We start from the raw sequence: 24,229 nt of genomic DNA on the forward strand, positions 1-24,229 counted from the left end.
ATTCATCTTCGTCTGTCCGAACAATTGCGTCCCTCTTCTTGCTATCTGATCCCCTTATTAAAGCTACCTTCCGCACAAAGCAAAAAGAGCCCTCCGAAGAGGGCCCTTCCTTTATGCTGATACAGACTATTCAGTCGTGTATGGCAGCAATGCGATTTGACGGGAACGTTTAATTGCAACAGTCAGCAAACGTTGGTATTTCGCGCTTGTGCCAGTTACACGACGTGGCAAAATTTTGCCGCGCTCGCTAATAAACTTTTTCAGCAAATCAGTGTCTTTATAGTCAATGTGAGAAATTTTGTTTACAGTGAAGTAACAAACTTTACGACGTTTGTTACGTCCGCCTTTACGGCCGCCGAATTTGCGTTCTGGACGCTCATCGCCGCCTTCTCTTTGCTTGAAGCCCATGATACATCCTCCTTATCGTCAATAGTTAGAATGGTAAATCATCTTCGGAAATGTCAATCGGGCGTCCGTCATCCTTGAACGGATCATTGTCGTTCCGTGATTGATTCGAACGGTTGCCGCTATTCCCACCGCTATAAGAAGAGTTGTTGCCTCCTCCACTATAGCCGCCCGTATTGCCGCCACCACCGCTATTCCCGCCGCCGCTTTCCTCACGCGGAGCTCCACCTTCGCGGCTCGACTCCAAGAACCGGACGTTGTCTGCAATAACTTCCGTTACATACACACGCTTGCCCTCATTGTTCTCGTAGTTCCGCACTTGAATGCGTCCCTCTACAGCCGTCAGACGGCCTTTACGCAAGTAATTGGCACAGGTCTCCGCAAGCTGGCGCCACGTCACGACCGGAATGAAATCCGCCTCGCGCTCTCCTTGACCCGACGTGAACGGTCGGTCTACGGCTAGCGTGAATTGCGTCACTGCTACTCCGGCTGGCGTGTAACGGAGCTCTGGGTCCCTCGTCAATCTGCCAATCAATATTACACGGTTCAACATGTCATGACCTCCCCATTGAACAAATTCCTGTGGAAAACTAAGCTACGTCTCTGACGATCAACGTACGGATAACTTCATCCGTAATCTTCATGATACGGTCAAGCTCATTGACAACTTCAGTTGTTGCGTTGAAGTGTACCAGAACAAAGTAACCATCACGAATCTTGTTGATCTCATACGCAAGACGGCGTTTGCCGATTACGTCTGTTTTCGTAACCTCTCCACCGTTGGAGATGATGCCATTGAACTTATCAACGAAAGCTTGAACGTTCTCTTGCTCTACGTTTGGACTAATGATGTACATCACTTCATATTTGCGCATATTGTTTCACCTCCCTTTTGGACTAACGGCCCCGCAATGCGGAGCAAGGAACGAGCCCCTAGGCTCGCATCTCTATACTATATCAAATTCTACCCCCAATGACAAGGCATGCTCCCCACCGAATTCTGTCAGACATGCCCGCCTGCGATCTGGCTCATACTAAATCATGGACGATGCTGCTCTGCAAATGCTCTGCCACAGCAGTCAGCTGGTTCTACATTTCATCTGGAGGTGCTGATATGGGCGAATTTACGATGTTTAACCAAGGCGACCGGGCTCCGAATAACGGTACGTACATTGAGGCGGGCGTTAATTCCTTCCACATGGGCATTGAGAACCCGAAGAAAGTTAAGCTACACAAGGGAGAACAATTCCCCGAGAACACGAATCACGAACGCAAATGGATTCGGATGCCAAAATAATTTTTAAGCTCTCATGTATGAAACATTCGTAAACGGGCATTCTAAGTTTCGACGGTGTAAGAGAGGTGTGGTTCCATTGGACCAACTGGTGCAAGGTAATCAAGCGTATTCCTTTTCATTCACTTCAGCATAGAAGCGAGGGGTTGTGCTAAAGACCACGGTCTGTAACACACACACATTTCGAGCCTATAAGTAAGCGAACGCTTCTGCGTAGCTTAGTTATACGTGCTCATGAGGATTCATGAAGCGCTTGCTGATTAACTCCGATGAGGAATGTTGATCTCCAACGTTTCAAGCTAATAAGAGTTTGGAAATAATATTCGCAACCAATCCAACTCACCGTCAGAAAGAGGGCCCGCAAGGGTCCTCTTTTCTTTTGCAACTTAAATGGAGGATCGGACGGTTTTTTCATATCTTGAATTTTTAAATACTGCTGTTCCCCCTTTTAATAACATTTTTTAAGCCTTTTGGGGTGAAAAGCGCTCTGAAGGCCCGTTCTTCGTTCGGTAAGGTGAAGGAGGGGATGTTAGGTTTTACAGTAATACTTTCAAAATAACAAAAGAGAGCTCATTGCGAGCCCTCCAATAACCATTACTCTTCGGTGTATTCCTTTTTAGTATCAATGACAATCATTTTTTTCGTTGCATCATACGTGATGCCGAAGTTGAAAGCTTGGCCGATGTCTCTCAGCTTAAAGTAGTTATTCCCGCCTATTTTATAAGCAGTCAGCTCCACTTTGTTGCCGTTCAAATAAACATTGGATGTGGTTGGCCACGCTGCGGCATGTATCATCTTGCCTGTTGTTGCAAGCTCTCCGCCTACCGGCGTGTACGATTTGCCCGCTGCCAGCATAATGGAATCCTTCTTCGCATCGTAGGATACGTCGAATTGCTTGCTTGTTCCACTTAACGCCATACCGAGGTCGCGCAGCTTAAAGTAATTGTTGCCATTGATGGAGTAAGCTTCGAAAGCCACTTCTTTGCCATCAATGACCACCTTCGCGGATGCAGACTTAGCTGTCACCATATCGGCAGGTTTGCTGATATAGCCCCATTTGCCATTCACCATGATCGCTCCAATGCCTTCGCTGAAGTGCCAAGCGCCCTCAAACCCGTCCTTATACACCTCTTCGCCTTTGACGTTCACGAAGTTATAGGTCGAACCATTGAACACAAGCACATAACCATCCCGGAAATCGCCCATCTGCCACTCCTCATCCAGCGGCTCGTATTTAAGCGGTACGACAACCTTTCCTTTCTGGTCAATCATCCCCCACTTGCCCTTCTTCATGACCCATGCGAGGCCATTGTTGAAAGGAAAGCCGTAATCATAGCTATGCGGGACGACTGTCTGTCCCTTCTTGTTAATATAGCCCCATGCTCCTGCTTTGTTCTGCACCGCTGCCACGCCTTCAGAGAAATCTTGAATCTCAAGATATGTGGTGGGACTCACTATTTCTTTTCCTGTATGGTCTAGAAATCCCCACGTTGGCGCTTTGTTTTCATTCAACAAACTAGCCATAACCATACCTTCCCTATACGCACCAACAGCCAATAACGGCGAGCCTTTGTATGCTGCCAATACAGGAGTTGCTTTCCCCTTCTCATCTATCAAGAAACGTTCATACTTATCATTCGTTACAATCGCCTTGCCCTCGCTGAACATATTGGACTTCTCCAGAACGTAATCACGCCAAATGAATGACAGTGGCGTTCGATAAGTTGGCTTAATGATCTGCTTGCCGTCATACGAATAGAACGCCCATTTTTCGTTCTCATCCATTAACCAAACATAGTCCGAGTATTCGTACGGATTAACGTACTGCAGCTCCTCTACATAATACATATTTGTCTCAGCTGCTATCTTGCCGTTTTTATCGAGAAATACAATTCCTTTATCCTCCGTCAGTGCCAGCGCATAACCCTTATAGAAGTTGGATACTTCAACATATTGAAAGTCGATCACGACTTTCCCTTCTTTATCTATAAAACCCCAGTAGTCGCCATCGGATACCGCTGCGCGGCTATTTACAAAGTCGCCCGGCTGCACCGGAAACTGCGGTTTTATAACTTCTTTGCCTTTCTGATCGATATACCCCCACTTGCCATTCTTAGATACATCCGACAGTCCCTCACTAAAGGTTAACGAGCTTTCCTCATATTGAGGAGGAGTCACATACGTTCCTTTCCGATCGATCAGTCCCCATTTGCCGTCCTTCTCGACGAATGCAACTCCATTCTCGAATACAGTAATGTCGTCGTACTGTGGTTGGATGATGATCTCCGATATTGCTTTGTTAGCCGCTGCTGTTGCGGTTACAGGGAACATCATCGTGATCAGCAAGCTGAGAGATAGCAAAACCTTTGTCAAACTCTTCATTATTCCAGCATCCCTTTCACGGTTCATTAGTTGTACAGACTATTGATTCTCTGTCGCTCTCCCACTTCCTTCTTTCTCCATAAGAACAACAAAAAAAACGACCTCAGATGAGATCGCTGTTCGTATGAATCGTTATGGCGGAGAAGGTGGGATTCGAACCCACGCACGCTTTGACACGCCTAGCTGATTTCGAGTCAGCCCCCTTGGGCCTCTTGGGTACCTCTCCGCATGTAATAAATAATATATCACACAACTTGTCTCTCCGCAAGCACCTTTTTCATGACTTTAAACAAAGATTCCACGTGGAACAAATCGCCTGTTATGCCTCACTCTGTCCCTCTTCACTAGCCTTCGAGCGAAGCACTTTCTTCATGTTTTTCTCGAACTTCATTCTTGGAATGAGGACGCTATGCTTGCACCCTACGCACTTGATCCGGATATCCATGCCCATACGGATAATCTCCATCTCATTCGTGCCGCAAGGATGCTGCTTCTTCATCTGAACAATATCACCAAGCTCAAAATGCTTCCGATCCATCCTTACCCCTCCTCATACGTTCTCTGATACGTCACCATGCGCGGATACGGCACTTCTATGCCGTTGCGGTCCAGCGAGTCCTTAATGGCCTTATTCATCGTCCTGGCCACCATATGATGCGTGTTCGGCCTGCACTCCGCTGTCACCCGTATCGTAACCGATGTAGCGGACATCAGCTGCACACCGAGCACCTCAGGCTGCTTCACCAGGTTCTCATGCTCCATTTGCTTCATCGTGTCAGATATAATACTCATCGCCTTGTCCACCTGCGCCTCATAGGCGACCAACACATCCACCACAGCAAGCGTATTATTGACCGAGAAATTGGTTACTTCGTTGATCATGCCGTTCGGAATCATATGTACCTCGCCCGTCCAGCTTAATATCTTCGTCGTACGCAAGCCGATAACCTCTACCGTGCCTTTGAATGTTCCGGTCTGGATGACGTCGCCAACCGCGAACTGGTCCTCCAGAATAATGAAGAATCCCGTCAGTATATCCTTCACCAAACTTTGTGCGCCGAAACCGATCGCAATACCGACCACGCCTGCACCCGCTAGCAGCGGCCCCAAGTTAATGCCTACCTCTGACAGCATCAGCAACATGCCGATAAAATACATAATATACGTCACGACATTTTTAACAAGCTTGCCTACCGTCGTCATACGCCGCGCCTGACTTGTCGAATGTTTGTTTGCGCGCTCCAGCACAATCCGGTCCAGCGATTTATGTACGAGCCATATAATTAGCTTGCTGATTATAATAATAAGCGCGATCCGTATCGCGGTGACACCGAGATTTTCCCATGTATTATGGTCAGTGAGCGTATCCAGCAAGCTGTGATACCAGTTATTCATCGTTCATCATCTCCATACATCCGTAATGGACGCCCTGCTATAGCTCTAGCTGTTCATACCCTGCTTCAATCGGTTTGAAGATGCCTCTTATTTCAACCCGTTCCTGATCAATAACCTCTTTCACCCGGTCCAAATCTTCTTCAGGGAAGTGTATCGATAACGCGCAGCCTGCCGTTATTTCCTTCGGAGTCGGACATATATCGATCTCGACCTCCGCATATTCAAGCAGCATCTCTGCGCGCAGCGCTTGCTGTGTGGAATCAAATGCGATCAGCATACGGACATCCCTCCCCTTCTTTATCCTGAATTCTCTTGCCTCGCGACGTATAAAATGGTTGTCCCATCCATATACTAGTATCATATAAGCCATATTGGGAGGGATTCTATGAAACTACCATTTATGAAGGATGCCCCGTTTAAGGTGCCCTACACGACTGCAAATATCGTTGGCATGCTGGTGAATCGTCTTTCTGGTTTCTTGGAAGGTCTCCCTTCGAATCGACCAATTGTCATTGTCTGCATTGGCACCGACCGTTCTACCGGCGATGCGCTGGGACCGCTCATCGGCACCTCGCTATTGAAGTACCGCAGTCCGAACTTCCATCTCTACGGCACGCTTGAGGACCCCGTCCATGCGATGAATCTGGAAGATACGCTTATCGATATCAACCGCAAGTTCGACAAACCATTTGTTATTGGCATTGATGCCTGTCTTGGCCAGGTCGCAAGCGTTGGCTGCATCCAGATCGGCGAAGGTCCTGTTCGTCCGGGCGCCGGTGTGAACAAAGACCTGCCTCCCGTCGGAGACATTCACGTGACCGGCATCGTGAACGTAGGTGGATTTATGGAATATTTCGTCTTGCAAAATACCAGGCTTCATCTCGTCATGAGAATGTCGGATGTGATTGCAACCAGCCTATTCACAGCGATCGCCAACCATATGCATATCTCATCCTCTGTCCGTGATCAGACGGCCGCAGCGGATCTCACTTAAGCCGCAGCAGCTTACTTGGCCTCCTGCATCGCCTTGCGCTCTTCCGGCGTCAGCGGATAGGGGGACTCGCCCTTCTCTACCGGCTTCGCATACACATATGTGCTGTCACGGCCATGCAGTCCAGAGAATACCGCTCCATCCTTCTCTTCATTCACTATTGCAATGGAAAAGCTCAAATCGCTGCCTCCATCGGAAAATGCATTGTACCGATGTATGCCGAGCTTCGTCTTCATCTGAGGCAGTGCTGTTTGAACGCTTCTTAGCTCGTTTTGCAGACGATCAATCTGCTCACGCTGCTCATCCAACTCGTTTTTCAAATCAACGATAACCTCTTCAATATTCGTAACACCCGTTTCCCCCATCACAGCCAAATACTGTTTGCGGAGCTTTTTCAGTTTCGACCCCAGCCCCAATACCCTTATGAACAACAATATTACGATAAATGCCAATACCACTGTTATGATAAATATCGGGTCCAAATACCACTCGTCCATGATTCATCCCATCCCCTATATCCCGTATTGCTCTGTAATTTCCTTAATCGCATGTAAGAACGTTTCTACTTCATCCGGCGTTGTATATATCCCTACACTTGCTCTGATTGCTCCCGTGGCAGATGTGCCAGCCGTCGCATGCGCCATCGGCGTACAATGGAACCCCGCTCTTACGGCAATGTTATAGTGCTGATCCAAAATAAAGGACAATTCTGAAGGATCAATACCCTCCACATTGAATGCCACAATACCTGTTCTCTCTTCCCCGATTCCAGGCCCTAGCACCTGCACCGGATTAAGGCCATTCAGACCCTCCAGAAGCCGCTGTGACAGCGTCCATTCCTTGGCATGAATAGATGCGACCGTTTCCTTCAGGATGTGTCTGACGCCCATCTGAAGGCCTGCCAGCCCTGGCGTGTTCTGAGTGCCTGCTTCATAGCGATCCGGCCTCACATGCGGCTGATGCAGAGCTTCAGACTGGCTACCTGTCCCTCCATGCAACAGGGGTTCAATGTCCATATTCGGAGAGATATACAACCCGCCTGTACCTTGCGGCCCTAGCAATCCTTTATGTCCTGGAAATGCCAGCATATCGATCCCCATCGCCTCAACGTCGATTGGCAATATACCTGCACTCTGAGCTGCATCAACAAGCAGCTTGATCCCATGCTTGCGCGCCAACTCCCCAACATCAGCTACTGGCATAATGGTTCCGAGCAGATTGGAGCTATGATTCAATATAATTAATGTGGTGTGGGGTCTAATGGCAGACTCCACATCTTCCATCTTTAGTTTGCCCGTCAAGTCCGACTCGATGTAACTAACTTCAATCCCGATCGTCTGTTCCAAATAATATAGCGGCCTTCTTACCGAGTTATGTTCAATTGTTGTCGCGATGACATGATCGCCCGGTTTTAACCAACCCTTGATCGCCATATTAAGTGCCATCGTTGTATTAGAAGCAAATGCAATATCATTTGGATTTTTAATATGAAACAGCTTGGCCAATTGTTTTCTTGTCTCAAATAATATTCGACTCGCCCGAACAGCCATCGCATGGCTGCCTCTTCCGGGATTGGCGGCATCATGGAGCGTCGCTTGCACGACCGCTTCTGTCACTTCCGGCGGCTTCGGCCATGATGTTGCCGCATGGTCCAGATAGATGAATGGTTGTCCTTCTCGGTTCATCCGAACGCTCCTTCCCCCATTGAAATGACAATGGCATATCTTAGTTTAATCCTTCAATCGAAAGATTACAACTTGGATATGCCATTGTTCCTTTCATTCTGTCGAATGATTATTTAATTAAGCCATACGCTGCAGCAGCTCAAGCAATCTCTCCAGATCTTGCTTGTTGTAGTATTGAATTTCGATTTTCCCTTTATCCTTTTGTTGCTTAATCTTCACCGTTGTTTTGAATTGCTCTCGCAGGTTTTCCTCTAGCGATTCAATGTACGGATCTCTTTTCTTTTGCTTCTGCGTCTTCTGCTGAGGAGTTTGCTTAGAATCCAGCTTTTGTATCGCATCCTCCAGCTCACGTACGCTCCATTCAGAGTTTATCGTCAATTCCACCAATTCCTTCTGAACTGGCTGCTCCTTAATACCGGCTAATGCTCTTGCATGTCCCATCGAAATTGTTCCACGTGAAACATAATCTTTGATTTCTGCCGGGAGTGACAATAACCGAACGAAGTTCGCAATGTGAGAACGGGACTTCCCTACCTTCAAACTTAACTCTTCCTGAGTCAGATTGAACTTGTCCATTAAGGCTTGATACGCTACCGCAATTTCCAAAGCATTCAGATCTTCACGCTGTAGATTCTCGATCAAAGCAATTTCCATCACTTGCTGATCGGAGAATGAACGAACTACAGCTGGAATCGTAGTGTTGCCACAATACTGCGATGCACGGAATCTCCGCTCGCCCGCAATAATCTCGTAACCCTTCAGAACGGTCCGTACAATAATGGGTTGGATAACGCCATGTTGCTTGATCGATTCAGCCAATTCCTTGATTGAATCCTCGTCGAACGATTTGCGCGGCTGATACGGATTCGCACGCAGCTGACTAATCGGCACTTCAATGATTTTATCATCATCATTCACGGATAGCGATGGGATTAATGCATCAAGCCCTCTACCTAGCCGCTTGCTCATACATGATCACTTCCTTCGCAAGTTCAAGATAAACTTCTGCACCTTTTGATCTCGGATCGTATGTGATGATTGCTTGTCCATGAGACGGCGCCTCGCTCAGACGCACATTACGAGGAATAATCGTCTGATACACCTTTTGCTGGAAGTATTTCTTCACTTCTTCAATGACTTGTATGCCAAGATTTGTTCTTGCATCCAGCATCGTCAGAAGCACACCTTCAATTTGCAATGTCGTATTCAAATGCTTTTGAACAAGCCGCACTGTATTCAACAGCTGGCTTAAGCCCTCAAGCGCGTAATATTCACATTGGATAGGAATAAGAACAGAATCTGCAGCAGTTAACGAGTTAATCGTCAAAATACCTAAGGAAGGAGGACAATCAATCAGAACATAGTCGAATTGACTCTTTACCATATGAAGCGACTTCTTCAATCTCAATTCTCTAGAGATCGTAGGCACCAATTCAATTTCTGCACCAGCTAGCTGGATTGTTGCGGGTATGACGGTGAGTCCCGGCACGCTGGTTTCAACCATTGCATCCTTCGGATGTACGTCATCAATTAATACGTCATAGATACAATTCGGCACATCCGCTTTATTAATGCCTAGTCCGCTTGTTGTATTACCTTGGGGATCAATATCCACCAATAGCACCTTCTTGCCAAGCGAAGCGAGGCAGGCTGCCAAGTTAACAGACGTTGTCGTCTTACCGACACCGCCCTTCTGATTTGCAATTGCAATAATTTTCGACACTTCTAACTCACCTCATGAGTGAAACTTTTGTACAAATGGCATCGCCGCCCTCAATTGAAGGCGGCTAATAGTTGTCTAAAGAATAATAAATATTGGGAAAATGACTTATCTTTTCGGAATTTGAATGGTAATCTCGTAATGATCTTCGTGATCCTTTTCATTGGTCTTAATTTGCAAACCAGACCCTGAGACCATCTCGATCGATTGCCTGATCGTATTGAGCGCCAGGCGTACATCCTTCGTGAACGAGATTCGTTTCGCTTTCTTAGCCTTGGCCGATTCCTTCAAGAAGGCAATGCGCACTTCGGTTTGTTTTACATTGAGATCCTTTGCCAGAACCTCTTCCAATACTTTAAGCTGAAGCTCTTCCGTATCGAGTGACAATAGCGCCCTAGCATGTCGTTCCGTAATTTTCCGTTCCATTAACGTGATCTTAATCGTCTCTGGCAGAGCTAACAACCGAAGCTTGTTTGCAATAGTCGATTGACTCTTCCCTAGACGCTGTGCCAAGCTTTCCTGCGTCAATTGATGCAGCTCAATCAGCTTTTGATAAGCTACCGCTTCCTCAATAGCCGTTAACCCCTCGCGCTGCAAATTCTCAATTAGTGCGATAGAAGCCGTCTGGGAATCATTAAACTCGCGAACGATAGCCGGAATTGTATCGAACCCCAGCTTTGTCACTGCACGCCAACGTCTCTCCCCAGCAATGATCTCATAACGATTATTGCGGATACGAACAACGATAGGCTGTATGACGCCATGTGTCTTAATAGTCTGACACAATTCATCAATCCGCTCATCATCAAATACCGTACGAGGTTGAAACGGACTCGTATCGATATCACCAATCGGTATTTGACGTACTTCTTCTTGACCCGTACGCTGCTCGGATAAACCGAACAATCGAGAAAGTTGTTCTTTCATATCGATGACTACCACCCGACCCTGTAATAAATCCTAAGCTTTTAACGTTTGACGCATGATTATAGCGTTCATTCCATCAATACGCACCTTATATCTTTACAAGCTTAGACTACTTTCGAGGAGAAACTTTAAAGTTCTAATTGAACGAAATTTTCGATAATCATTAAATTCGACTCGCTTCGATTGATCTCCTGCTTGACAAAGGAAATGATTGCAGAAAATACTAAGCAATCACCTATAAATTCTGATATTTCGTCACAAATCTAAAAAGATTTCGATTATAATCATACGAAATAGTCTTCTTGTCGTTCCATACGGACAGAAGCAATGTTCCACGTGAAACATTACCGTTTATAGAAGAGGCTGCTTCAAAGGTGTTCCCGCTTTTCGTGGATACTTTTTAGGCGTAACGTCCTTCTTTTCTACCAGCACGATATGGCGCTCTGATTGTTCATTAGGCAAGCTGAAAGCATGCTGAGACAATAGCCTTCCCTTTAACTCTTTTAGGCTAAAGGAAGCCTCCCTCACCTCTTCATCTGATTGAGCGCCCTTCATCGCAGCAAATATTCCGCCTTTCTTCACAAAAGGCAAGCAGAACTCATTCAGTACGTTCAACCTTGCTACCGCCCTTGCCGTTACCAGGTCATATTGATCCCGATGTTCCGGAAGTCTGGCTATATCTTCTGCCCTGCCATGAACGCAATCTACACCCGATAGCTCTAATTGCTCACTTAACGCTTTCAAGAAGCCTATTCGCTTATTGAGTGAATCTACGATCAATACATTCAGATGAGGGAAACAGATTTTGAGAGGGATACTAGGGAATCCAGCGCCTGAACCAATATCGGCCAGTCGCTGCACTTTATTCACATCCGTATAAAAAGCCAGGGACACGGAATCGTAGAAATGCTTCTCATAGACAGCATCCCTCTCCGTTATACCTGTCAGATTCATTCGTTCATTCCAATCTACCAGCATCGTGTAATAAAGTTCGAACTGTTGGAGCTGCTGCCCGGAGAGAGGAATGCCTCTCTCCTTCAGCAATTGCGTGAACCACTCTGTTGTTTTATCCATTGCTTATCCTCTTGCCGCCGTGACGCGATTATAGTGCTCCAGGTAGATGAGCAAGATGGAGATATCCGCAGGTGTAACGCCTGCAATACGCGAAGCCTGGCCGATCGACAATGGACGAATAACAATTAGCTTTTGTTTGGCCTCATTAGCCAGGCCATTCACATCATTATAATCAATGTCATCCGGAATCCGCTTTTTCTCCATTTTGTTCAATCGTTCGACTTGATGCAGCTGTTTTTCGATATATCCGGCGTATTTAATTTGAATTTCGACTTGCTCCTTCATTTCATCCGTCAAATCATAAGGCGAAGGCGATACACTTGCCAGATGGTCATAAGTTACCTCTGGTCTTCTCAGCAGTGAAAGGATATCTCCACCCTGCGTAAGCGGTGCGGAACCGGCCGACTCCAGCATCTCTGCCACATCATCCGGCTTAATCCGAGTATTGCTCAGACGCTCCACCTCTTGCTCTACCAGCTCCTTCTTACGCAAAAACTGATTGTAGCGTTCTTCCTTAATCAGTCCGATCCCAAACCCGAGCGGAGTGAGACGCAGATCCGCATTATCATGACGGAGCAGCAGACGGTATTCCGCGCGCGAAGTCAGCAATCGGTATGGATCATTTGTTCCTTTTGTCACAAGATCATCAATCATAACGCCAATATAGCCCTGGGAACGTCCGATAATAATCGGCTCTTTCCCCTGCACTTTGCGAGCCGCATTGATGCCCGCCATGACGCCTTGTCCTGCCGCTTCCTCATAACCCGAAGTACCATTGATTTGTCCAGCTGTGAATAAGCTATCGATCTTCTTTGTCTCCAGCGACGGCCAAAGCTGAGTGGGGATAACGGCGTCATACTCAATCGCATAGCCATTACGCATCATCTCAACTTTTTCCAATCCTGGAATAGAACGTAAAATGTCGAGCTGTACATCCTCCGGCATGCTTGTGGATAACCCTTGAACGTAATATTCCGACGTATGCTTTCCTTCCGGCTCCAGGAAGATCTGATGCTTCGGCTTGTCGGCGAAGCGGACGATCTTATCCTCAATGGATGGGCAGTAACGCGGTCCTGTGCCTTCGATAGCGCCCGTGAACATCGGAGCGCGATGCAGGTTGTCGTTAATGATCTGATGCGTCTTCTCCGACGTATAGGTGAGCCAGCAAGGCAGCTGTTCATTATCGGATGATTCGGTCTCATACGAGAAAAACTTCGGCTTCTCATCGCCCGGTTGAATCTCCGTCTTCGAGAAGTCGATTGTATCCTTATGCACACGCGGAGGAGTACCCGTCTTGAAACGAATGAGCTCCAGACCATGCTCCTTCAAGCTAGCCGACAGGCGCAGCGAAGGCTGTTGGTTGTTCGGTCCGCTCTCATACATCAACTCGCCCATAATGATCTTGCCGCGCAGATACGTACCTGTTGTCACTACGATCGCCTTAGCACGGTAGATGGCACCTGTCTTCGTTACGATGCCTACGCACTTGCCGTCCTCGACAATCAGTTCCTCCGCCATCCCTTGGCGGAGCGTCAGTCCAGACGTCTCCTCGATCGTCTTCTTCATCAGATGCTGATACGAGAACTTATCGGCTTGAGCGCGCAGTGCATGAACAGCAGGCCCTTTGCCTGTATTCAGCATGCGCATCTGGATAAACGTCTTATCGATATTGCGTCCCATCTCGCCGCCCAGCGCATCAATCTCCCGCACGACATGGCCTTTGGCCGGACCACCGATGGAAGGATTGCATGGCATGAACGCCACCATATCCAAATTAATCGTCAGAAGCAGCGTCTCGCAGCCCATCCGGGCCGATGCGAGGGCTGATTCACAGCCGGCATGGCCGGCGCCAATGACGATCACATCATATTCTCCCGCTACATATCTCATTATCGATCACCCTACTTTCCAAGACAGAACTGTGAAAATATTTGGTCAATCAACGAATCGCCCGCTTCATCGCCCAGAATCTCGCCGAGCGACTCCCAAGCCTGGCGCGCATCTATTTGAATCACATCAATCGGTATACCGACATGCGTAGCCTCAATCGCATCGACCAGCGATTGCTTCGCTCGCTTCAGCAGCGCAATATGCCGGACATTGCTTACATAGGTCAGATCATTTGCTTCCAGCTGTCCCTCGAAGAACATCTCGCTAATCGTGGCTTCGAGAATGTCGAGCCCCTTCTCCTGCAGCACCGACATTCGAACAATGGCTTCCGGTGACACGTATTGCTCCACCTCACCAAGGTCCAGGTGTCCGGGAAGATCCATCTTATTAATAATGACGATGACTGAACGGTCCTTTAGCTGCTCCAGCAGCTGACGGTCGTCATCGCCCAACGCTTCATTATAATTCAGAACGAACAGAATGAGATCTGCTCCCTGCAACGCATCGCGGGAACGCTCGACTCCAATCCTCTCTACGACATCGCTTGTCTCGCGAATGCCTGCGGTGTCCAGCAGCCGCAGTGGAATCCCGTTCAGGGTAACAAATTGCTCGATCACATCACGCGTCGTCCCCGGAATATCCGTGACGATTGCCTTGTTCTCCTGCGTCAGCACATTCATAAGCGAAGACTTCCCGACATTCGGCCGTCCGACAATCGCCGTCATAATGCCCTCACGCAATATTTTGCCTTCGTTTGCCGTTTTTAGCAGCTTATCGATCTCCGTAATGGCGAGCTCGCACTGCTCCCGGATATAGGCGCTCGTCATCGCCTCAACATCATGCTCCGGATAATCAATATTTACCTCAATATGTGCCAGCAACTCGATGACCGTCTGCCGCAGCGCTTTGATCCGCTTGGACAGAACGCCTTCTGCTTGCTTGCGTGCCACGGAGAAAGCGCGATCCGACTTGGAACGAATGAGGTCAATAACCGCCTCAGCCTGCATCAGATCGATTCTGCCGTTCAAGAAAGCACGCTTCGTGAATTCCCCTGGCTCCGCCGTCCGATAACCGTCCAGCTGCAGCACAACGTCTAGCACCTTCTTCACCGCAATAACGCCGCCATGCGCGTTAATCTCTACAACATCCTCCGCTGTGAAGGAGCGAGGTCCCTTCATCACGGTAACGAGTACTTCCTCCACCTGCTCGCCGGAAGCTGGATCTATGATATGTCCGTAATGCACCGTATGCGAATCGGCGTCCTTTAGACTTATTTTCGACCGAAAAATCGTATCCGTCCCGCTAATCGCTTGCGGTCCGCTTATACGTATAATCGCTATACCGCCTTCTCCAACTGCTGTGGAGATTGCCGCAATTGTATCTTGAATCATGTTGAATCAGCACCTCTCAGAATCAGGCCTAGATTGAATACCTTAGTCAAACTTCTATTCCGAATGGAAAAACAGCAATGACCTTGGGAAGCCATTGCTGCATATCGAGTATAAGTATAGAAAGAGTTCATCCTACTTCAGCGCAATGACGACTCTCCGGTTCGGCTCGTCGCCCTTGCTGAATGTTCTCACCTTGGGGTGATTCTGAAGCTGGGAATGAATAACCTTGCGTTCGAGCGGCGTCATCGGCTCCAGCACAACTTCTTTCCTTGTGCGGATGACGCGTCCCGCCAGACGATCAGAGAGCTCCTCCAACGTCTTGCGGCGACGCTCGCGAAAATCCTCTGCATCGAGAACGATACGAAGATGACTGTTCGAAAAACGATTAGCCACAATATTCACCAAGTACTGCAAAGCGTCTAACGTACCGCCGCGACGTCCGATCAGCATCCCGAGCTCGCCTTCGCCCGATACGGACAGCTGCATGCCGTCCTTCGTCTGCTTACGATCGATACGGACCGACAGTCCCATTGTTCTTGCTACATCAAGTAGAAATTTCTCGGCTTCCTCCAAGGCATCCGGTATAAGCTCAAGCTCCACCTTCGCCTCTTTGACGCCAATCAATCCGAACAGCCCTTTGGAGGGCTGCTCCAGCACAACAATCTTCACGCGATCTTCCGTAACTTGCCATTGTGTTAATCCATAACGCACAGCATCGTCTATCGTCTTGCCCGATGCAACGATTTTCTTCATTTCGCAAGGACCTCCTTCTTACCCTTGTCTGATGAACGTACGTACAGGAAGTAGTTTTGAACAATTGTATAGATGTTACTGAATACCCAGTACAACGGAAGCGCCGCAGGGAACGACATCGACATCACGAAGATCAACACAGGGAAGATCGTCAGAATGATCGACATGCCCGGCATTTGCTGCGTTTGTGTTTTTTGCATCATCTTCGACTGGATGAATGTCGTCGCAGCCGCCAAGATCGGCAAGAAGTACCACGGGCTTGGCTCACCAAGCACGAAGCCGAAAATATCGTCCGTACGAATGTCCTTGTTCCAATAAATCGCGTTATAAAGCGCGATGAAGACCGGCATCTGAACAATCAGCGGCAAACAGCCCGCCATCGGATTCACTTGATGCGTCTGGAACAGCTTCATTGTCTCTTCTTGCTGCTTCTGCGGGTTGTCCTTATATTTCTTCTTGATCTCCGCCATCTGCGGCTGGAGCGCTTGCATAGCCTTGGAGCTGCGGAATTGCTTAATCGTCAGCGGCAGGATTGCCGTACGGACGATAATCGTGAGCAACAGGATCGCAAGCACATACGAACCGCCTAACCATCCGGCGAACGAATCAAGCGTGATCGCAAAGTAATAAACAACGTTTTTCTCCCAGAAGTTACCCTTAAGTAGGTCCTCCGTCTCCATGGTATGGTCTGCGGGCACGCAACCTGCGAGCAATCCCATCAGCATGACCAAACCAAGCACTAGAAGCCATTTTCGCTTAGAATTCCGAAACAACATGTAATCTCCTCTCTGAGAGCTATCCGCATAGTTCTATTCCAAGATAGACTATACCATAATTTATAGCACAAATAAACAAGCTGGGCGCTTGTCCCGCGGCTTGATGATCATTTCAGCAAACCGGCCTTCTTCAGTACATGGATGACGCTCTTCTCCATCTCTTTCATCGACAACGTCGTCGCCGGTTTCCTTACGATTAATATAAGGTCCGTATGCGGCTGTACGCGACCCTCCAGATGACGAACAATTTCCTTCAACATGCGGCGCATGCGGTTACGCATGACGGCATTGCCAATCTTCTTGCTGGCAGATACGCCAAGCCGGAACGGGTCCGCCACCCGCTGCCTCGACCAATAGACGACGAACTGTGAGTTAGCGAATGACTTGCCGCCCCTGTAAATTCGGTTGAAATCCTCGCGGTTGCGAAGACGCAATGACCTGCGCATGACTGCCCGTCACCGATCCCTTCCTCATCATCTCATTATCTCCAAGAATACACTTATCTAAATGTAAGCAAAAAAAAAGACCACCTTTACGTGGTCTTCTGCTTACGCGCTCAGTACTTTTCTGCCTTTTTGACGACGAGCCGCCAAAACTTTACGACCGTTCTTCGTGCTCATCCGTTTGCGGAAGCCATGCACTTTCGCACGTTTGCTTACATTCGGTTTAAATGTAGGTCTCATTATGCTGCACCTCCTATATTACATGTGAATTCGAAAACGGCATACGCCGCCCCTGTTTTAAAAATCACTTTTATAATTAAACCACGCTGACGCCCAAAAGTCAATGTCTCCTCCCTTATGCAGCCGTTGGCAAATCATGTGACTGATTCGGCATGTGGATAATTGTCCACAGGCGTTTATTCTGGCAGTAACTAATAACATGTGGATAGAAAAACACCTATAAAAACGAACTTTGTCGAAATCTTAACAAGATATAAACAATATCTAGTGTTGTAGATAACTCTTATACACAAGTTATTGACGATGTGGATAATATCCTCAAATTCGTTGAAATATAAGGCGTCATTTGCTATGATGGATATGTTTTCGTTGTGGATGAGCGTACTTTACCCTCGAATTTATCAACAACCTGTGGATAACATTGTGAACAAGTTTATCCCCTATTTATAACTCGATTTTTACAATCCGTCATAATGTGGATGATTTCGTTAGTAACAATAGCTATTCGACATATTTCCGCTTACCTGCGCCACCCGCGCGATTGATGATAAGGAGTGACAGTCTGTGGACAGCCATACCTACGATTTATGGCAACAAGTATTGTCAATCATCCAGACGAAGTTAAGCAAGCCAAGCTTTGACACCTGGTTTAAGGAAACCAAAGCTTCTTTCGTCGATGATTCCGTACTTGAGATAACGGCGCCAACTACTTTTGCCGCAGAATGGCTCGAAGGACGCTATACCAAGCTCATTCGATCGACCCTGTACGAGTTTTTGGGCAAGCAAGTCGATGTGAAATTTTCGATCGGCGAACCGAAAGCAACGGAACAAAGCGTCGTTATGCAGCCCAAGCAGCCCAAACCGGTTGTCGTTGCAGAAGAGACGCATTCCCATATGCTTAACCCGAAATACACCTTCGACACCTTTGTCGTCGGCGCGAACAATCGCTTCGCCCACGCGGCATCGCTGGCTGTAGCCGAAGCGCCGGCCAAAGTGTACAACCCTCTCTTCCTATATGGAGGCGTAGGTCTTGGCAAGACGCACCTTATGCATGCGATCGGGCATTATATTATGGACCATAATCCCAATACACGGGTTCTTTATATCTCTTCCGAGAAATTCACGAATGAATTTATCAATGCCATCCGCGATAATCACGGCGAGAGCTTCCGAACCAAGTACCGCAACATTGACGTCCTGCTGATTGACGATATTCAGTTCCTGGCCGGCAAGGAGCAGACGCAAGAGGAGTTTTTCCATACCTTCAATGCGCTCCACGAGGAACGCAAGCATATCGTCATCTCGAGCGACCGTCCGCCGAAGGAAATTCCGACACTGGAAGACCGGCTGCGCTCCCGCTTCGAATGGGGACTGATTACCGACATTCAACCGCCCGATCTGGAGACGCGCATCGCGATTTTGCGCAAGAAGGCCAAAGCCGAGAACCTTGACATACCGAATGAAGCGATGAACTATATCGCCAGTCAAATCAATACGAATATCCGCGAGCTGGAAGGCGCTCTCATCCGGGTTGTCGCCTATTCCTCGCTTATCAACGCCGATATTACGTCGCATCTCGCTGCGGAGGCGCTGAAGGATATTATTCCTTCGGGACGACCGCGAATGATTACGATTGGGGACATTCAGGCCAAGGTCGGCGAGTTCTACGGACTTCGCCTGGAGGAATTCAAAGCGCGCAAGCGGACCAAAGCCGTCGCGTATCCAAGACAGATTGCCATGTACTTGTCCAGGGAGCTGACAGACTTCTCTCTTCCGAAGATCGGAGAAGCATTCGGAGGCCGCGATCATACGACCGTCATACATGCTCATGAGAAAATAACACAGCAGCTGAAGGTGGATCAGGAACTCTTCAAAATCCTTCAGAATCTGACTGAGAAAATAAAAAACCAAATGTGAACAACTAATCAAGCCTATGCACACGCTATGCACATGTGGATAGGCTTGATTTATCGCTATTTTATGGGGTTATCCACATATTCAGGGCCCCTACTACTACTTCTACTAATAAATCTTTAAAATAATATCATCAAAAATAAGCTGAAACGGGTGACGAAATGAAACTAACGATTTCCAAAAACGAGCTGAACGATGCCATACAACAAGTAGCGAAAGCAGCGTCCTCTCGTCCCGCTATTCCGATTCTCGGAGGCATTAAGATCGACGTTAACCACCAATTCGTAACACTGACTGCCAGTGATACTGATATATCTATTCAAAGCTTCATCACGGTAGAACAAGAAGACACGATCGTTGCACAAGTCGAAAAGCCGGGAAGCGTCGTGCTTCCAGCCAAGTTTTTTGTCGAAATCGTTAAGAAGCTCCCTTCCGACCAAGTCGTTATCGAAGTAGGACCAAGCTTCCAGACCATCATTCGTTCGGGATCTACGGAAATCCAAATGGTCGGCCTGGACCCGGAGGAATTCCCGATTCTGCCATCCGTTGAACAAGATGAGTTTCTGCAAGTTCCTGGTGATCTGGTTAAATCGATGATCAGGCAGACGATTCTGGCTGCTTCTACAAGCGAACAGACCCCCATTCTGACTGGCGTATTGTGGAACCTGCATGAGGGACAATTGAAATTTATAGCGACAGACCGCCATCGCCTGGCTAGCCGCACAACGAAGGTGGATGCCGACGGAGCGCTCCAATTCAGCAATGTCGTCATCTCGGCGAAGACGCTTGGCGAGCTCTCCAGACTGATTCCGGATCAGAACACGCTTGTGGATATCGTCGTTGCCGATAACCAAGTGCTTTTCAAAGTGGATAATATTTTGTTCTACACGCGCATCCTGGACGGCACTTATCCGGATACATCCAAGATTATTCCGCAAGTATTCGAGACAGAACTCGTCCTGGATACCAAAAATGTCATGGACGCCATCGACCGCGCCTATCTGATGTCACGCGAAGAGAAAACGAATATCGTACGTCTGGCTACGCTGGAAGACGGCATGATTGAGATTTCCTCCAGCTCTACCGAGCTAGGCCGCGTAACGGAGCAGCTAGAGGCGAAGAGCATGTCAGGTGAGCCGCTGCGCATCGCCTTCAACTCCAAATATATGCTCGATGTGCTGAAGGTTATTGACAGTGAGCAGCTGTTCATCGGCTTCACGGGTGCCATGAGACCGATTATTATTAAGCCAATGGATCATGACTATAGCATGTATGTCATTCTGCCATATCGAACGACGAATTAACGTCGTCCGAAGGCTACGAGAGGAACGAGCAATCGCATGAAAGAAGTCGAAATTCGTACGGAATATATCGCGCTGGGACAATTCCTCAAGCTGGCTGACTGTATATCCACAGGTGGACAAGCGAAATTTTTTCTTCAGGAAGCAGTTGTCCACATTAACGGAGAGCCGGATAACCGGCGCGGCAGAAAGCTCTATGCAGGCGACCGTGTGGAAGTCGAAGGCTGCGGTGAATTTGTGGTTGTAGCCGGCAAGTGAAACGCGGAGGAACCGGGAGGCTCGGAGAGTGTTCTTAAACAGCATTGAATTGCAGAACTACCGCAACTATCGCGAGCTGACGCTCGCAACGCCGAATAAAGTGAATGTCTTCTTAGGGCCGAATGCGCAAGGGAAGACGAACTTGCTGGAAGCGATATTCGCGCTGGCACTGTCCAAGTCTCATCGAACGTCGAAGGACAAGGAACTGATTGGCTGGCAAGGGGATACAGCAAGAATCGCGGGAGAGGTCAGCAAGCGGTACGGCAACGTAACGCTTGACCTGACCTATTCCTCCCAAGGCAAGAAAGCAAAAATTAACGGATTGGAGCAGCGCAAGCTGAGCAACTTTATCGGCTCGGTCAATGTGGTGATGTTTGCTCCGGAAGATCTGGAGATTGTGAAGGGCGCGCCGGGCGTACGCAGAAGATTTCTCGACATGGAGATCGGACAGGTACAGCCCGGTTATTTGCATACGCTGACGCAATACGGCAAAGTGCTTCAGCAGCGCAACAACTACCTCAAGACCGCTACGCCCGGCAGCGTGAACAATGCTATGCTGGACGTATGGAATATGCAGCTCGCCGAGTTCGGTGTTAAAATCATGAAAAAAAGGAAACACTTTATTCATAAATTGGAAACGTTCGCGGAGCAGATCCATGCAGGGATTACAGGCGGCATGGAGAAGCTCACGATCCAGTATCGCCCGTCCTTCGATGCGGATGCGCTGCAAGATGAATCTGTTTTATTTGATCAATTTATGATAAAGTTAACACAGGTGAAAGATCAGGAGATTCGGAGAGGGGTTACGCTCGCGGGACCGCATCGCGACGACCTCGCCTTCTTCATCAACGGCAAGGAAGCACAAATATTCGGATCCCAGGGACAGCAGCGCACGACGGCGCTGTCGCTGAAGCTCGCGGAGATCGAGCTGATCAACGAGGAGATCGGCGAATATCCGCTGCTGCTGCTAGACGATGTCTTGTCGGAGCTTGACCAGAATCGGCAGACGCAGCTGATAGAAACCTTTCAGAGCAAAGTACAGACATTTATTACGACAACCGGCCTGGAGAGCGTCAATATGGCGAAGCTCCAAGATGCCGGTATCTATCATGTGCGTGAAGGCAACGTGACGGTCTGACAAGACTCGGGCGAATAAGGAGAAGTGAACCGGAAATGTATATTCATTTGGGCGGAGAGAAAATTATCCGCGCGGCCGAGCTGGTGGCCATATTCGATATTTCCATTGAGCAATCTTCCAAGCTGTCCAAGCAATTCGTCGCGGGTGCGCGCAAGCGCAAGGACGTGGAGACGATCGGTGAAGAAGAGCCGAAGTCCATTGTCGTCACGCAGAAGAAAATATATTATTCGCCGATATCATCCTCTACGCTCAAGAAGCGAGCACATCATTTTGCGGCGAATGGATAACGAACAGGAAGAGCAGTTGAGAGGAGCAGTGAACTTGCATGTCTTTGGAACAGCATACGTATGACGAGAGTCAGATACAGGTCCTGGAAGGATTAGAGGCGGTACGCAAACGTCCCGGAATGTATATCGGCTCCACCAGCGGGAAAGGCCTTCACCATCTGGTATGGGAGGTCGTCGATAACAGTATCGACGAAGCACTGGCCGGCCATTGCACCAAGATCGATGTTATCGTTCACGAGAATAACAGCATTACCGTCATAGATAACGGCCGGGGCATTCCGGTCGGCATGAATACGAAGCTGCAGAAGTCGACGCTGGAGGTCGTGATGACGGTCCTTCACGCAGGCGGCAAGTTCGGCGGCGAAGGCTATAAAGTATCCGGCGGTCTGCATGGCGTCGGCGTATCCGTCGTGAACGCGCTGTCGGAGCATGTTAACGTGCAAGTCAGCCGCGACGGCAAGGTTTATCAGCAAGAATACCGCAGGGGCATTCCGCAATATGATGTTAAAACCGTAGGCGACACGGATACGACAGGAACACGTACAACGTTTCTGCCGGACACCGAGATCTTTACCGAGACGACGGTCTATGAATACGAGATTCTGCAAAACCGGATTCGCGAGCTGGCATTCCTGAACAAGGGCATTGAGATCACGTTGACGGACGAGCGTACAGATGTGTCCAATTCGTTCAAGTATGACGGCGGACTTAACGAGTTCGTCTTGTTCCTGAACCGGAACCGTGAAGCACTGCATGAGACGCCGATCTATGTAGAAGGCTCGAAGGATCATATTCAGGTTGAGGTTGCCCTGCAATACAACGACAGCTATAGCGAGAATATCTATTCCTTCGCGAACAATATCAACACGCATGAAGGCGGAACGCATGAGTCTGGCTTCAAGAGCGCGCTGACGCGTATTATTAACGATTACGCCCGCAAGTCCAACTTGATCAAAGACAATGATTCCAACTTCTCCGGAGATGACGTGCGTGAAGGGCTTACGGCGATTATTTCCGTGAAGATTCCTGAGCCGCAGTTCGAAGGCCAGACGAAGACGAAGCTTGGCAACAGCGAAGTTCGCGGTATCGTGGAATCGTTCTTCGCCGAGAAGTTCCAGGAATTCCTGGAAGAGAATCCGGGCGTATCCCGTCGGATCGTCGAGAAGGGCCTTCAAGCGGCTCGCGCTCGTGAAGCAGCGCGCAAAGCGCGTGAGCTGACACGCCGCAAGAGTGCGCTGGAAGTAGGCTCGCTGCCAGGCAAGCTGGCTGACTGTTCGTCCAAGGACGCATCGATCAGTGAGCTGTACATTGTCGAAGGCGACTCCGCTGGCGGCTCCGCGAAGCAAGGCCGCGATCGCCACTTCCAAGCGATCCTGCCGCTGCGGGGCAAAATCCTGAACGTCGAGAAGGCGCGTCTGGACCGTATTCTTGGCAATGCCGAGATCCGCGCGATCATTACGGCGCTTGGCACAGGCATCAGCGACGACTTCGATATCGCGAAGGCTCGTTACCACAAGATTATTATTATGACGGATGCCGACGTCGATGGTGCACATATTCGTACGCTGCTGCTGACGTTCTTCTACCGCTACATGCGTCAGATTATCGAAGCAGGCTTCGTCTATATCGCACAGCCGCCGCTCTTCAAGATCGAGCGCAACAAGGTTGTCCGCTACGCATTGACGGAGAAGGAAAGAGATGTCGTACTCGCGGAATTCGGAGAAGGCGTCAAAGTGAACATTCAGCGCTACAAGGGACTAGGCGAGATGGATGCAGTCCAGCTATGGGAGACGACGATGGATCCGGAGAGCCGGTCCATGCTGCAAGTGTCGATCCAGGATGCGATCGAAGCCGATACGATCTTCGATACGCTTATGGGCGACAACGTCGAGCCGCGCCGCGAGTTCATTCAGAAATATGCGAAGTATGTAACCAACTTGGATTTCTAATCATAGCGAAAGAGCA

Annotated in this window: 27 protein-coding genes and 1 tRNA gene; 8 read left to right on the forward strand and 20 right to left on the reverse strand. The window is 48.6% G+C overall.

The window, feature by feature from the left end:
* Window positions 1-126: 126 nt before the first annotated feature.
* The 3 genes from rpsR to rpsF are packed head-to-tail and all read right to left on the reverse strand — an operon-like array spanning window position 127 to window position 1,280.
* A complete protein-coding gene (rpsR, locus tag AC0YNW_RS22880) occupies window positions 127-408 on the reverse strand; it encodes a 30S ribosomal protein S18 (protein WP_116048423.1) in 282 nt (93 codons plus the stop codon).
* A gap of 25 nt (window positions 409-433) precedes the next feature.
* Complete coding sequence (ssb, locus tag AC0YNW_RS22885; protein ID WP_387476993.1) at window positions 434-958, reverse strand: single-stranded DNA-binding protein; 525 nt, start codon at window positions 956-958, stop codon at window positions 434-436.
* Between the two features lie 37 nt (window positions 959-995).
* Complete coding sequence (gene rpsF, locus AC0YNW_RS22890; protein WP_387476991.1) at window positions 996-1,280, reverse strand: 30S ribosomal protein S6; 285 nt, start codon at window positions 1,278-1,280, stop codon at window positions 996-998.
* A 239-nt stretch (window positions 1,281-1,519) separates the two neighbouring features.
* Between rpsF and AC0YNW_RS22895 the strand changes: the two genes are divergently transcribed.
* A complete protein-coding gene (locus tag AC0YNW_RS22895; RefSeq protein WP_387476989.1) occupies window positions 1,520-1,702 on the forward strand; it encodes a YjzC family protein in 183 nt (60 codons plus the stop codon).
* Between the two features lie 591 nt (window positions 1,703-2,293).
* Here the strand turns inward: AC0YNW_RS22895 and AC0YNW_RS22900 are convergent.
* The 5 genes from AC0YNW_RS22900 to AC0YNW_RS22920 form a co-directional block, all read right to left on the reverse strand.
* Window positions 2,294-4,081 carry a WG repeat-containing protein gene (locus AC0YNW_RS22900; RefSeq protein ID WP_475833910.1) on the reverse strand — a complete coding sequence of 596 codons (1,788 nt, stop codon included), beginning with the start codon at window positions 4,079-4,081 and terminating at the stop codon, window positions 2,294-2,296.
* A 135-nt stretch (window positions 4,082-4,216) separates the two neighbouring features.
* Window positions 4,217-4,307, reverse strand: a tRNA-Ser gene (locus AC0YNW_RS22905).
* 93 nt (window positions 4,308-4,400) lie between these two features.
* Window positions 4,401-4,619, reverse strand: coding sequence for a DUF951 domain-containing protein (locus tag AC0YNW_RS22910; protein ID WP_387476983.1), 219 nt, complete (start codon window positions 4,617-4,619; stop codon window positions 4,401-4,403).
* Window positions 4,620-4,621: 2 nt separating this feature from the next.
* Window positions 4,622-5,476: a mechanosensitive ion channel family protein gene (locus AC0YNW_RS22915; RefSeq protein ID WP_475833911.1), complete on the reverse strand. Its 855-nt coding sequence runs from the start codon at window positions 5,474-5,476 to the stop codon at window positions 4,622-4,624.
* 37 nt (window positions 5,477-5,513) lie between these two features.
* On the reverse strand, window positions 5,514-5,753 hold the full coding sequence (locus AC0YNW_RS22920) for a putative Se/S carrier protein (RefSeq protein ID WP_475833912.1): 240 nt from the start codon (window positions 5,751-5,753) through the stop codon (window positions 5,514-5,516).
* A gap of 108 nt (window positions 5,754-5,861) precedes the next feature.
* Between AC0YNW_RS22920 and yyaC the strand changes: the two genes are divergently transcribed.
* Entirely contained in the window at window positions 5,862-6,470 is a 609-nt protein-coding gene (gene yyaC / locus AC0YNW_RS22925) for a spore protease YyaC (protein ID WP_475833913.1), read from the forward strand.
* An 11-nt stretch (window positions 6,471-6,481) separates the two neighbouring features.
* Here yyaC and AC0YNW_RS22930 read toward each other — a convergent pair whose 3' ends face one another.
* From AC0YNW_RS22930 to rpmH, 12 genes are all read right to left on the reverse strand, one after another.
* Window positions 6,482-6,964, reverse strand: a complete 483-nt coding sequence (locus AC0YNW_RS22930; protein WP_475833914.1) for a DUF4446 family protein — start codon at window positions 6,962-6,964, stop codon at window positions 6,482-6,484.
* 15 nt (window positions 6,965-6,979) lie between these two features.
* Entirely contained in the window at window positions 6,980-8,152 is a 1,173-nt protein-coding gene (locus tag AC0YNW_RS22935) for an aminotransferase class V-fold PLP-dependent enzyme (protein WP_475833915.1), read from the reverse strand.
* A 117-nt stretch (window positions 8,153-8,269) separates the two neighbouring features.
* On the reverse strand, window positions 8,270-9,121 hold the full coding sequence (locus tag AC0YNW_RS22940) for a ParB/RepB/Spo0J family partition protein (protein WP_475833916.1): 852 nt from the start codon (window positions 9,119-9,121) through the stop codon (window positions 8,270-8,272).
* On the reverse strand, window positions 9,102-9,875 hold the full coding sequence (locus AC0YNW_RS22945) for a ParA family protein (protein ID WP_387476969.1): 774 nt from the start codon (window positions 9,873-9,875) through the stop codon (window positions 9,102-9,104). The genes AC0YNW_RS22940 and AC0YNW_RS22945 overlap by 20 nt, the downstream gene beginning before the upstream one ends.
* 105 nt (window positions 9,876-9,980) lie before the next feature.
* Window positions 9,981-10,799 (reverse strand): nucleoid occlusion protein, encoded by an 819-nt coding sequence (gene noc, locus AC0YNW_RS22950; RefSeq protein WP_475833917.1) that lies wholly within the window; start codon window positions 10,797-10,799, stop codon window positions 9,981-9,983.
* 351 nt (window positions 10,800-11,150) lie between these two features.
* Entirely contained in the window at window positions 11,151-11,873 is a 723-nt protein-coding gene (gene rsmG / locus AC0YNW_RS22955; protein ID WP_387476965.1) for a 16S rRNA (guanine(527)-N(7))-methyltransferase RsmG, read from the reverse strand.
* Window positions 11,874-11,876: 3 nt separating this feature from the next.
* A complete protein-coding gene (mnmG, locus tag AC0YNW_RS22960; protein ID WP_475833918.1) occupies window positions 11,877-13,763 on the reverse strand; it encodes a tRNA uridine-5-carboxymethylaminomethyl(34) synthesis enzyme MnmG in 1,887 nt (628 codons plus the stop codon).
* 11 nt (window positions 13,764-13,774) lie between these two features.
* Window positions 13,775-15,154: a tRNA uridine-5-carboxymethylaminomethyl(34) synthesis GTPase MnmE gene (gene mnmE / locus AC0YNW_RS22965; protein WP_387476960.1), complete on the reverse strand. Its 1,380-nt coding sequence runs from the start codon at window positions 15,152-15,154 to the stop codon at window positions 13,775-13,777.
* A 132-nt stretch (window positions 15,155-15,286) separates the two neighbouring features.
* Window positions 15,287-15,907 (reverse strand): RNA-binding cell elongation regulator Jag/EloR, encoded by a 621-nt coding sequence (jag, locus tag AC0YNW_RS22970; protein WP_475833919.1) that lies wholly within the window; start codon window positions 15,905-15,907, stop codon window positions 15,287-15,289.
* On the reverse strand, window positions 15,904-16,683 hold the full coding sequence (locus AC0YNW_RS22975) for a YidC/Oxa1 family membrane protein insertase (RefSeq protein WP_119803657.1): 780 nt from the start codon (window positions 16,681-16,683) through the stop codon (window positions 15,904-15,906). The genes jag and AC0YNW_RS22975 overlap by 4 nt, the downstream gene beginning before the upstream one ends.
* Window positions 16,684-16,790: 107 nt before the next feature.
* Window positions 16,791-17,129 (reverse strand): ribonuclease P protein component, encoded by a 339-nt coding sequence (gene rnpA, locus AC0YNW_RS22980; protein WP_387476956.1) that lies wholly within the window; start codon window positions 17,127-17,129, stop codon window positions 16,791-16,793.
* Window positions 17,130-17,231: 102 nt separating this feature from the next.
* Window positions 17,232-17,366, reverse strand: a complete 135-nt coding sequence (gene rpmH, locus AC0YNW_RS22985) for a 50S ribosomal protein L34 (RefSeq protein ID WP_087572533.1) — start codon at window positions 17,364-17,366, stop codon at window positions 17,232-17,234.
* 564 nt (window positions 17,367-17,930) lie between these two features.
* Here rpmH and dnaA point away from each other — a divergent pair.
* From dnaA to gyrB, 6 genes are all read left to right on the forward strand, one after another.
* Window positions 17,931-19,283 (forward strand): chromosomal replication initiator protein DnaA, encoded by a 1,353-nt coding sequence (gene dnaA / locus AC0YNW_RS22990; RefSeq protein WP_387476953.1) that lies wholly within the window; start codon window positions 17,931-17,933, stop codon window positions 19,281-19,283.
* A 158-nt stretch (window positions 19,284-19,441) separates the two neighbouring features.
* Window positions 19,442-20,584, forward strand: coding sequence for a DNA polymerase III subunit beta (gene dnaN, locus AC0YNW_RS22995; protein WP_387476951.1), 1,143 nt, complete (start codon window positions 19,442-19,444; stop codon window positions 20,582-20,584).
* A 36-nt stretch (window positions 20,585-20,620) separates the two neighbouring features.
* Window positions 20,621-20,839, forward strand: a complete 219-nt coding sequence (gene yaaA / locus AC0YNW_RS23000) for a S4 domain-containing protein YaaA (protein WP_387476949.1) — start codon at window positions 20,621-20,623, stop codon at window positions 20,837-20,839.
* Window positions 20,840-20,867: 28 nt separating this feature from the next.
* Entirely contained in the window at window positions 20,868-21,977 is a 1,110-nt protein-coding gene (gene recF, locus AC0YNW_RS23005; RefSeq protein WP_387476947.1) for a DNA replication/repair protein RecF, read from the forward strand.
* Window positions 21,978-22,012: 35 nt separating this feature from the next.
* On the forward strand, window positions 22,013-22,264 hold the full coding sequence (gene remB, locus AC0YNW_RS23010) for an extracellular matrix regulator RemB (RefSeq protein ID WP_119803669.1): 252 nt from the start codon (window positions 22,013-22,015) through the stop codon (window positions 22,262-22,264).
* A 38-nt stretch (window positions 22,265-22,302) separates the two neighbouring features.
* Window positions 22,303-24,213, forward strand: a complete 1,911-nt coding sequence (gene gyrB, locus AC0YNW_RS23015; protein ID WP_475833920.1) for a DNA topoisomerase (ATP-hydrolyzing) subunit B — start codon at window positions 22,303-22,305, stop codon at window positions 24,211-24,213.
* Window positions 24,214-24,229: the final 16 nt, after the last annotated feature.

The organism is Paenibacillus sp. J31R120 (genome assembly GCF_056269225.1).

What these genes read in the sequence shown, in the direction of transcription:
- rpsR (WP_116048423.1), bottom strand. Translation starts at nt 408, where the DNA reads ATGGGCTTCAAGCAAAGAGAAGGCGGCGATGAGCGTCCAGAACGCAAA.
- ssb (WP_387476993.1), bottom strand. Translation starts at nt 958, where the DNA reads ATGTTGAACCGTGTAATATTGATTGGCAGATTGACGAGGGACCCAGAG.
- rpsF (WP_387476991.1), bottom strand. Translation starts at nt 1,280, where the DNA reads ATGCGCAAATATGAAGTGATGTACATCATTAGTCCAAACGTAGAGCAA.
- AC0YNW_RS22895 (WP_387476989.1), top strand. Translation starts at nt 1,520, where the DNA reads ATGGGCGAATTTACGATGTTTAACCAAGGCGACCGGGCTCCGAATAAC.
- AC0YNW_RS22900 (WP_475833910.1), bottom strand. Translation starts at nt 4,081, where the DNA reads ATGAAGAGTTTGACAAAGGTTTTGCTATCTCTCAGCTTGCTGATCACG.
- AC0YNW_RS22910 (WP_387476983.1), bottom strand. Translation starts at nt 4,619, where the DNA reads ATGGATCGGAAGCATTTTGAGCTTGGTGATATTGTTCAGATGAAGAAG.
- AC0YNW_RS22915 (WP_475833911.1), bottom strand. Translation starts at nt 5,476, where the DNA reads ATGAATAACTGGTATCACAGCTTGCTGGATACGCTCACTGACCATAAT.
- AC0YNW_RS22920 (WP_475833912.1), bottom strand. Translation starts at nt 5,753, where the DNA reads ATGCTGATCGCATTTGATTCCACACAGCAAGCGCTGCGCGCAGAGATG.
- yyaC (WP_475833913.1), top strand. Translation starts at nt 5,862, where the DNA reads ATGAAACTACCATTTATGAAGGATGCCCCGTTTAAGGTGCCCTACACG.
- AC0YNW_RS22930 (WP_475833914.1), bottom strand. Translation starts at nt 6,964, where the DNA reads ATGGACGAGTGGTATTTGGACCCGATATTTATCATAACAGTGGTATTG.
- AC0YNW_RS22935 (WP_475833915.1), bottom strand. Translation starts at nt 8,152, where the DNA reads ATGAACCGAGAAGGACAACCATTCATCTATCTGGACCATGCGGCAACA.
- AC0YNW_RS22940 (WP_475833916.1), bottom strand. Translation starts at nt 9,121, where the DNA reads ATGAGCAAGCGGCTAGGTAGAGGGCTTGATGCATTAATCCCATCGCTA.
- noc (WP_475833917.1), bottom strand. Translation starts at nt 10,799, where the DNA reads ATGAAAGAACAACTTTCTCGATTGTTCGGTTTATCCGAGCAGCGTACG.
- rsmG (WP_387476965.1), bottom strand. Translation starts at nt 11,873, where the DNA reads ATGGATAAAACAACAGAGTGGTTCACGCAATTGCTGAAGGAGAGAGGC.
- mnmG (WP_475833918.1), bottom strand. Translation starts at nt 13,763, where the DNA reads ATGAGATATGTAGCGGGAGAATATGATGTGATCGTCATTGGCGCCGGC.
- mnmE (WP_387476960.1), bottom strand. Translation starts at nt 15,154, where the DNA reads ATGATTCAAGATACAATTGCGGCAATCTCCACAGCAGTTGGAGAAGGC.
- jag (WP_475833919.1), bottom strand. Translation starts at nt 15,907, where the DNA reads ATGAAGAAAATCGTTGCATCGGGCAAGACGATAGACGATGCTGTGCGT.
- AC0YNW_RS22975 (WP_119803657.1), bottom strand. Translation starts at nt 16,683, where the DNA reads ATGTTGTTTCGGAATTCTAAGCGAAAATGGCTTCTAGTGCTTGGTTTG.
- rnpA (WP_387476956.1), bottom strand. Translation starts at nt 17,129, where the DNA reads ATGCGCAGGTCATTGCGTCTTCGCAACCGCGAGGATTTCAACCGAATT.
- rpmH (WP_087572533.1), bottom strand. Translation starts at nt 17,366, where the DNA reads ATGAGACCTACATTTAAACCGAATGTAAGCAAACGTGCGAAAGTGCAT.
- dnaN (WP_387476951.1), top strand. Translation starts at nt 19,442, where the DNA reads ATGAAACTAACGATTTCCAAAAACGAGCTGAACGATGCCATACAACAA.
- yaaA (WP_387476949.1), top strand. Translation starts at nt 20,621, where the DNA reads ATGAAAGAAGTCGAAATTCGTACGGAATATATCGCGCTGGGACAATTC.
- remB (WP_119803669.1), top strand. Translation starts at nt 22,013, where the DNA reads ATGTATATTCATTTGGGCGGAGAGAAAATTATCCGCGCGGCCGAGCTG.
- gyrB (WP_475833920.1), top strand. Translation starts at nt 22,303, where the DNA reads ATGTCTTTGGAACAGCATACGTATGACGAGAGTCAGATACAGGTCCTG.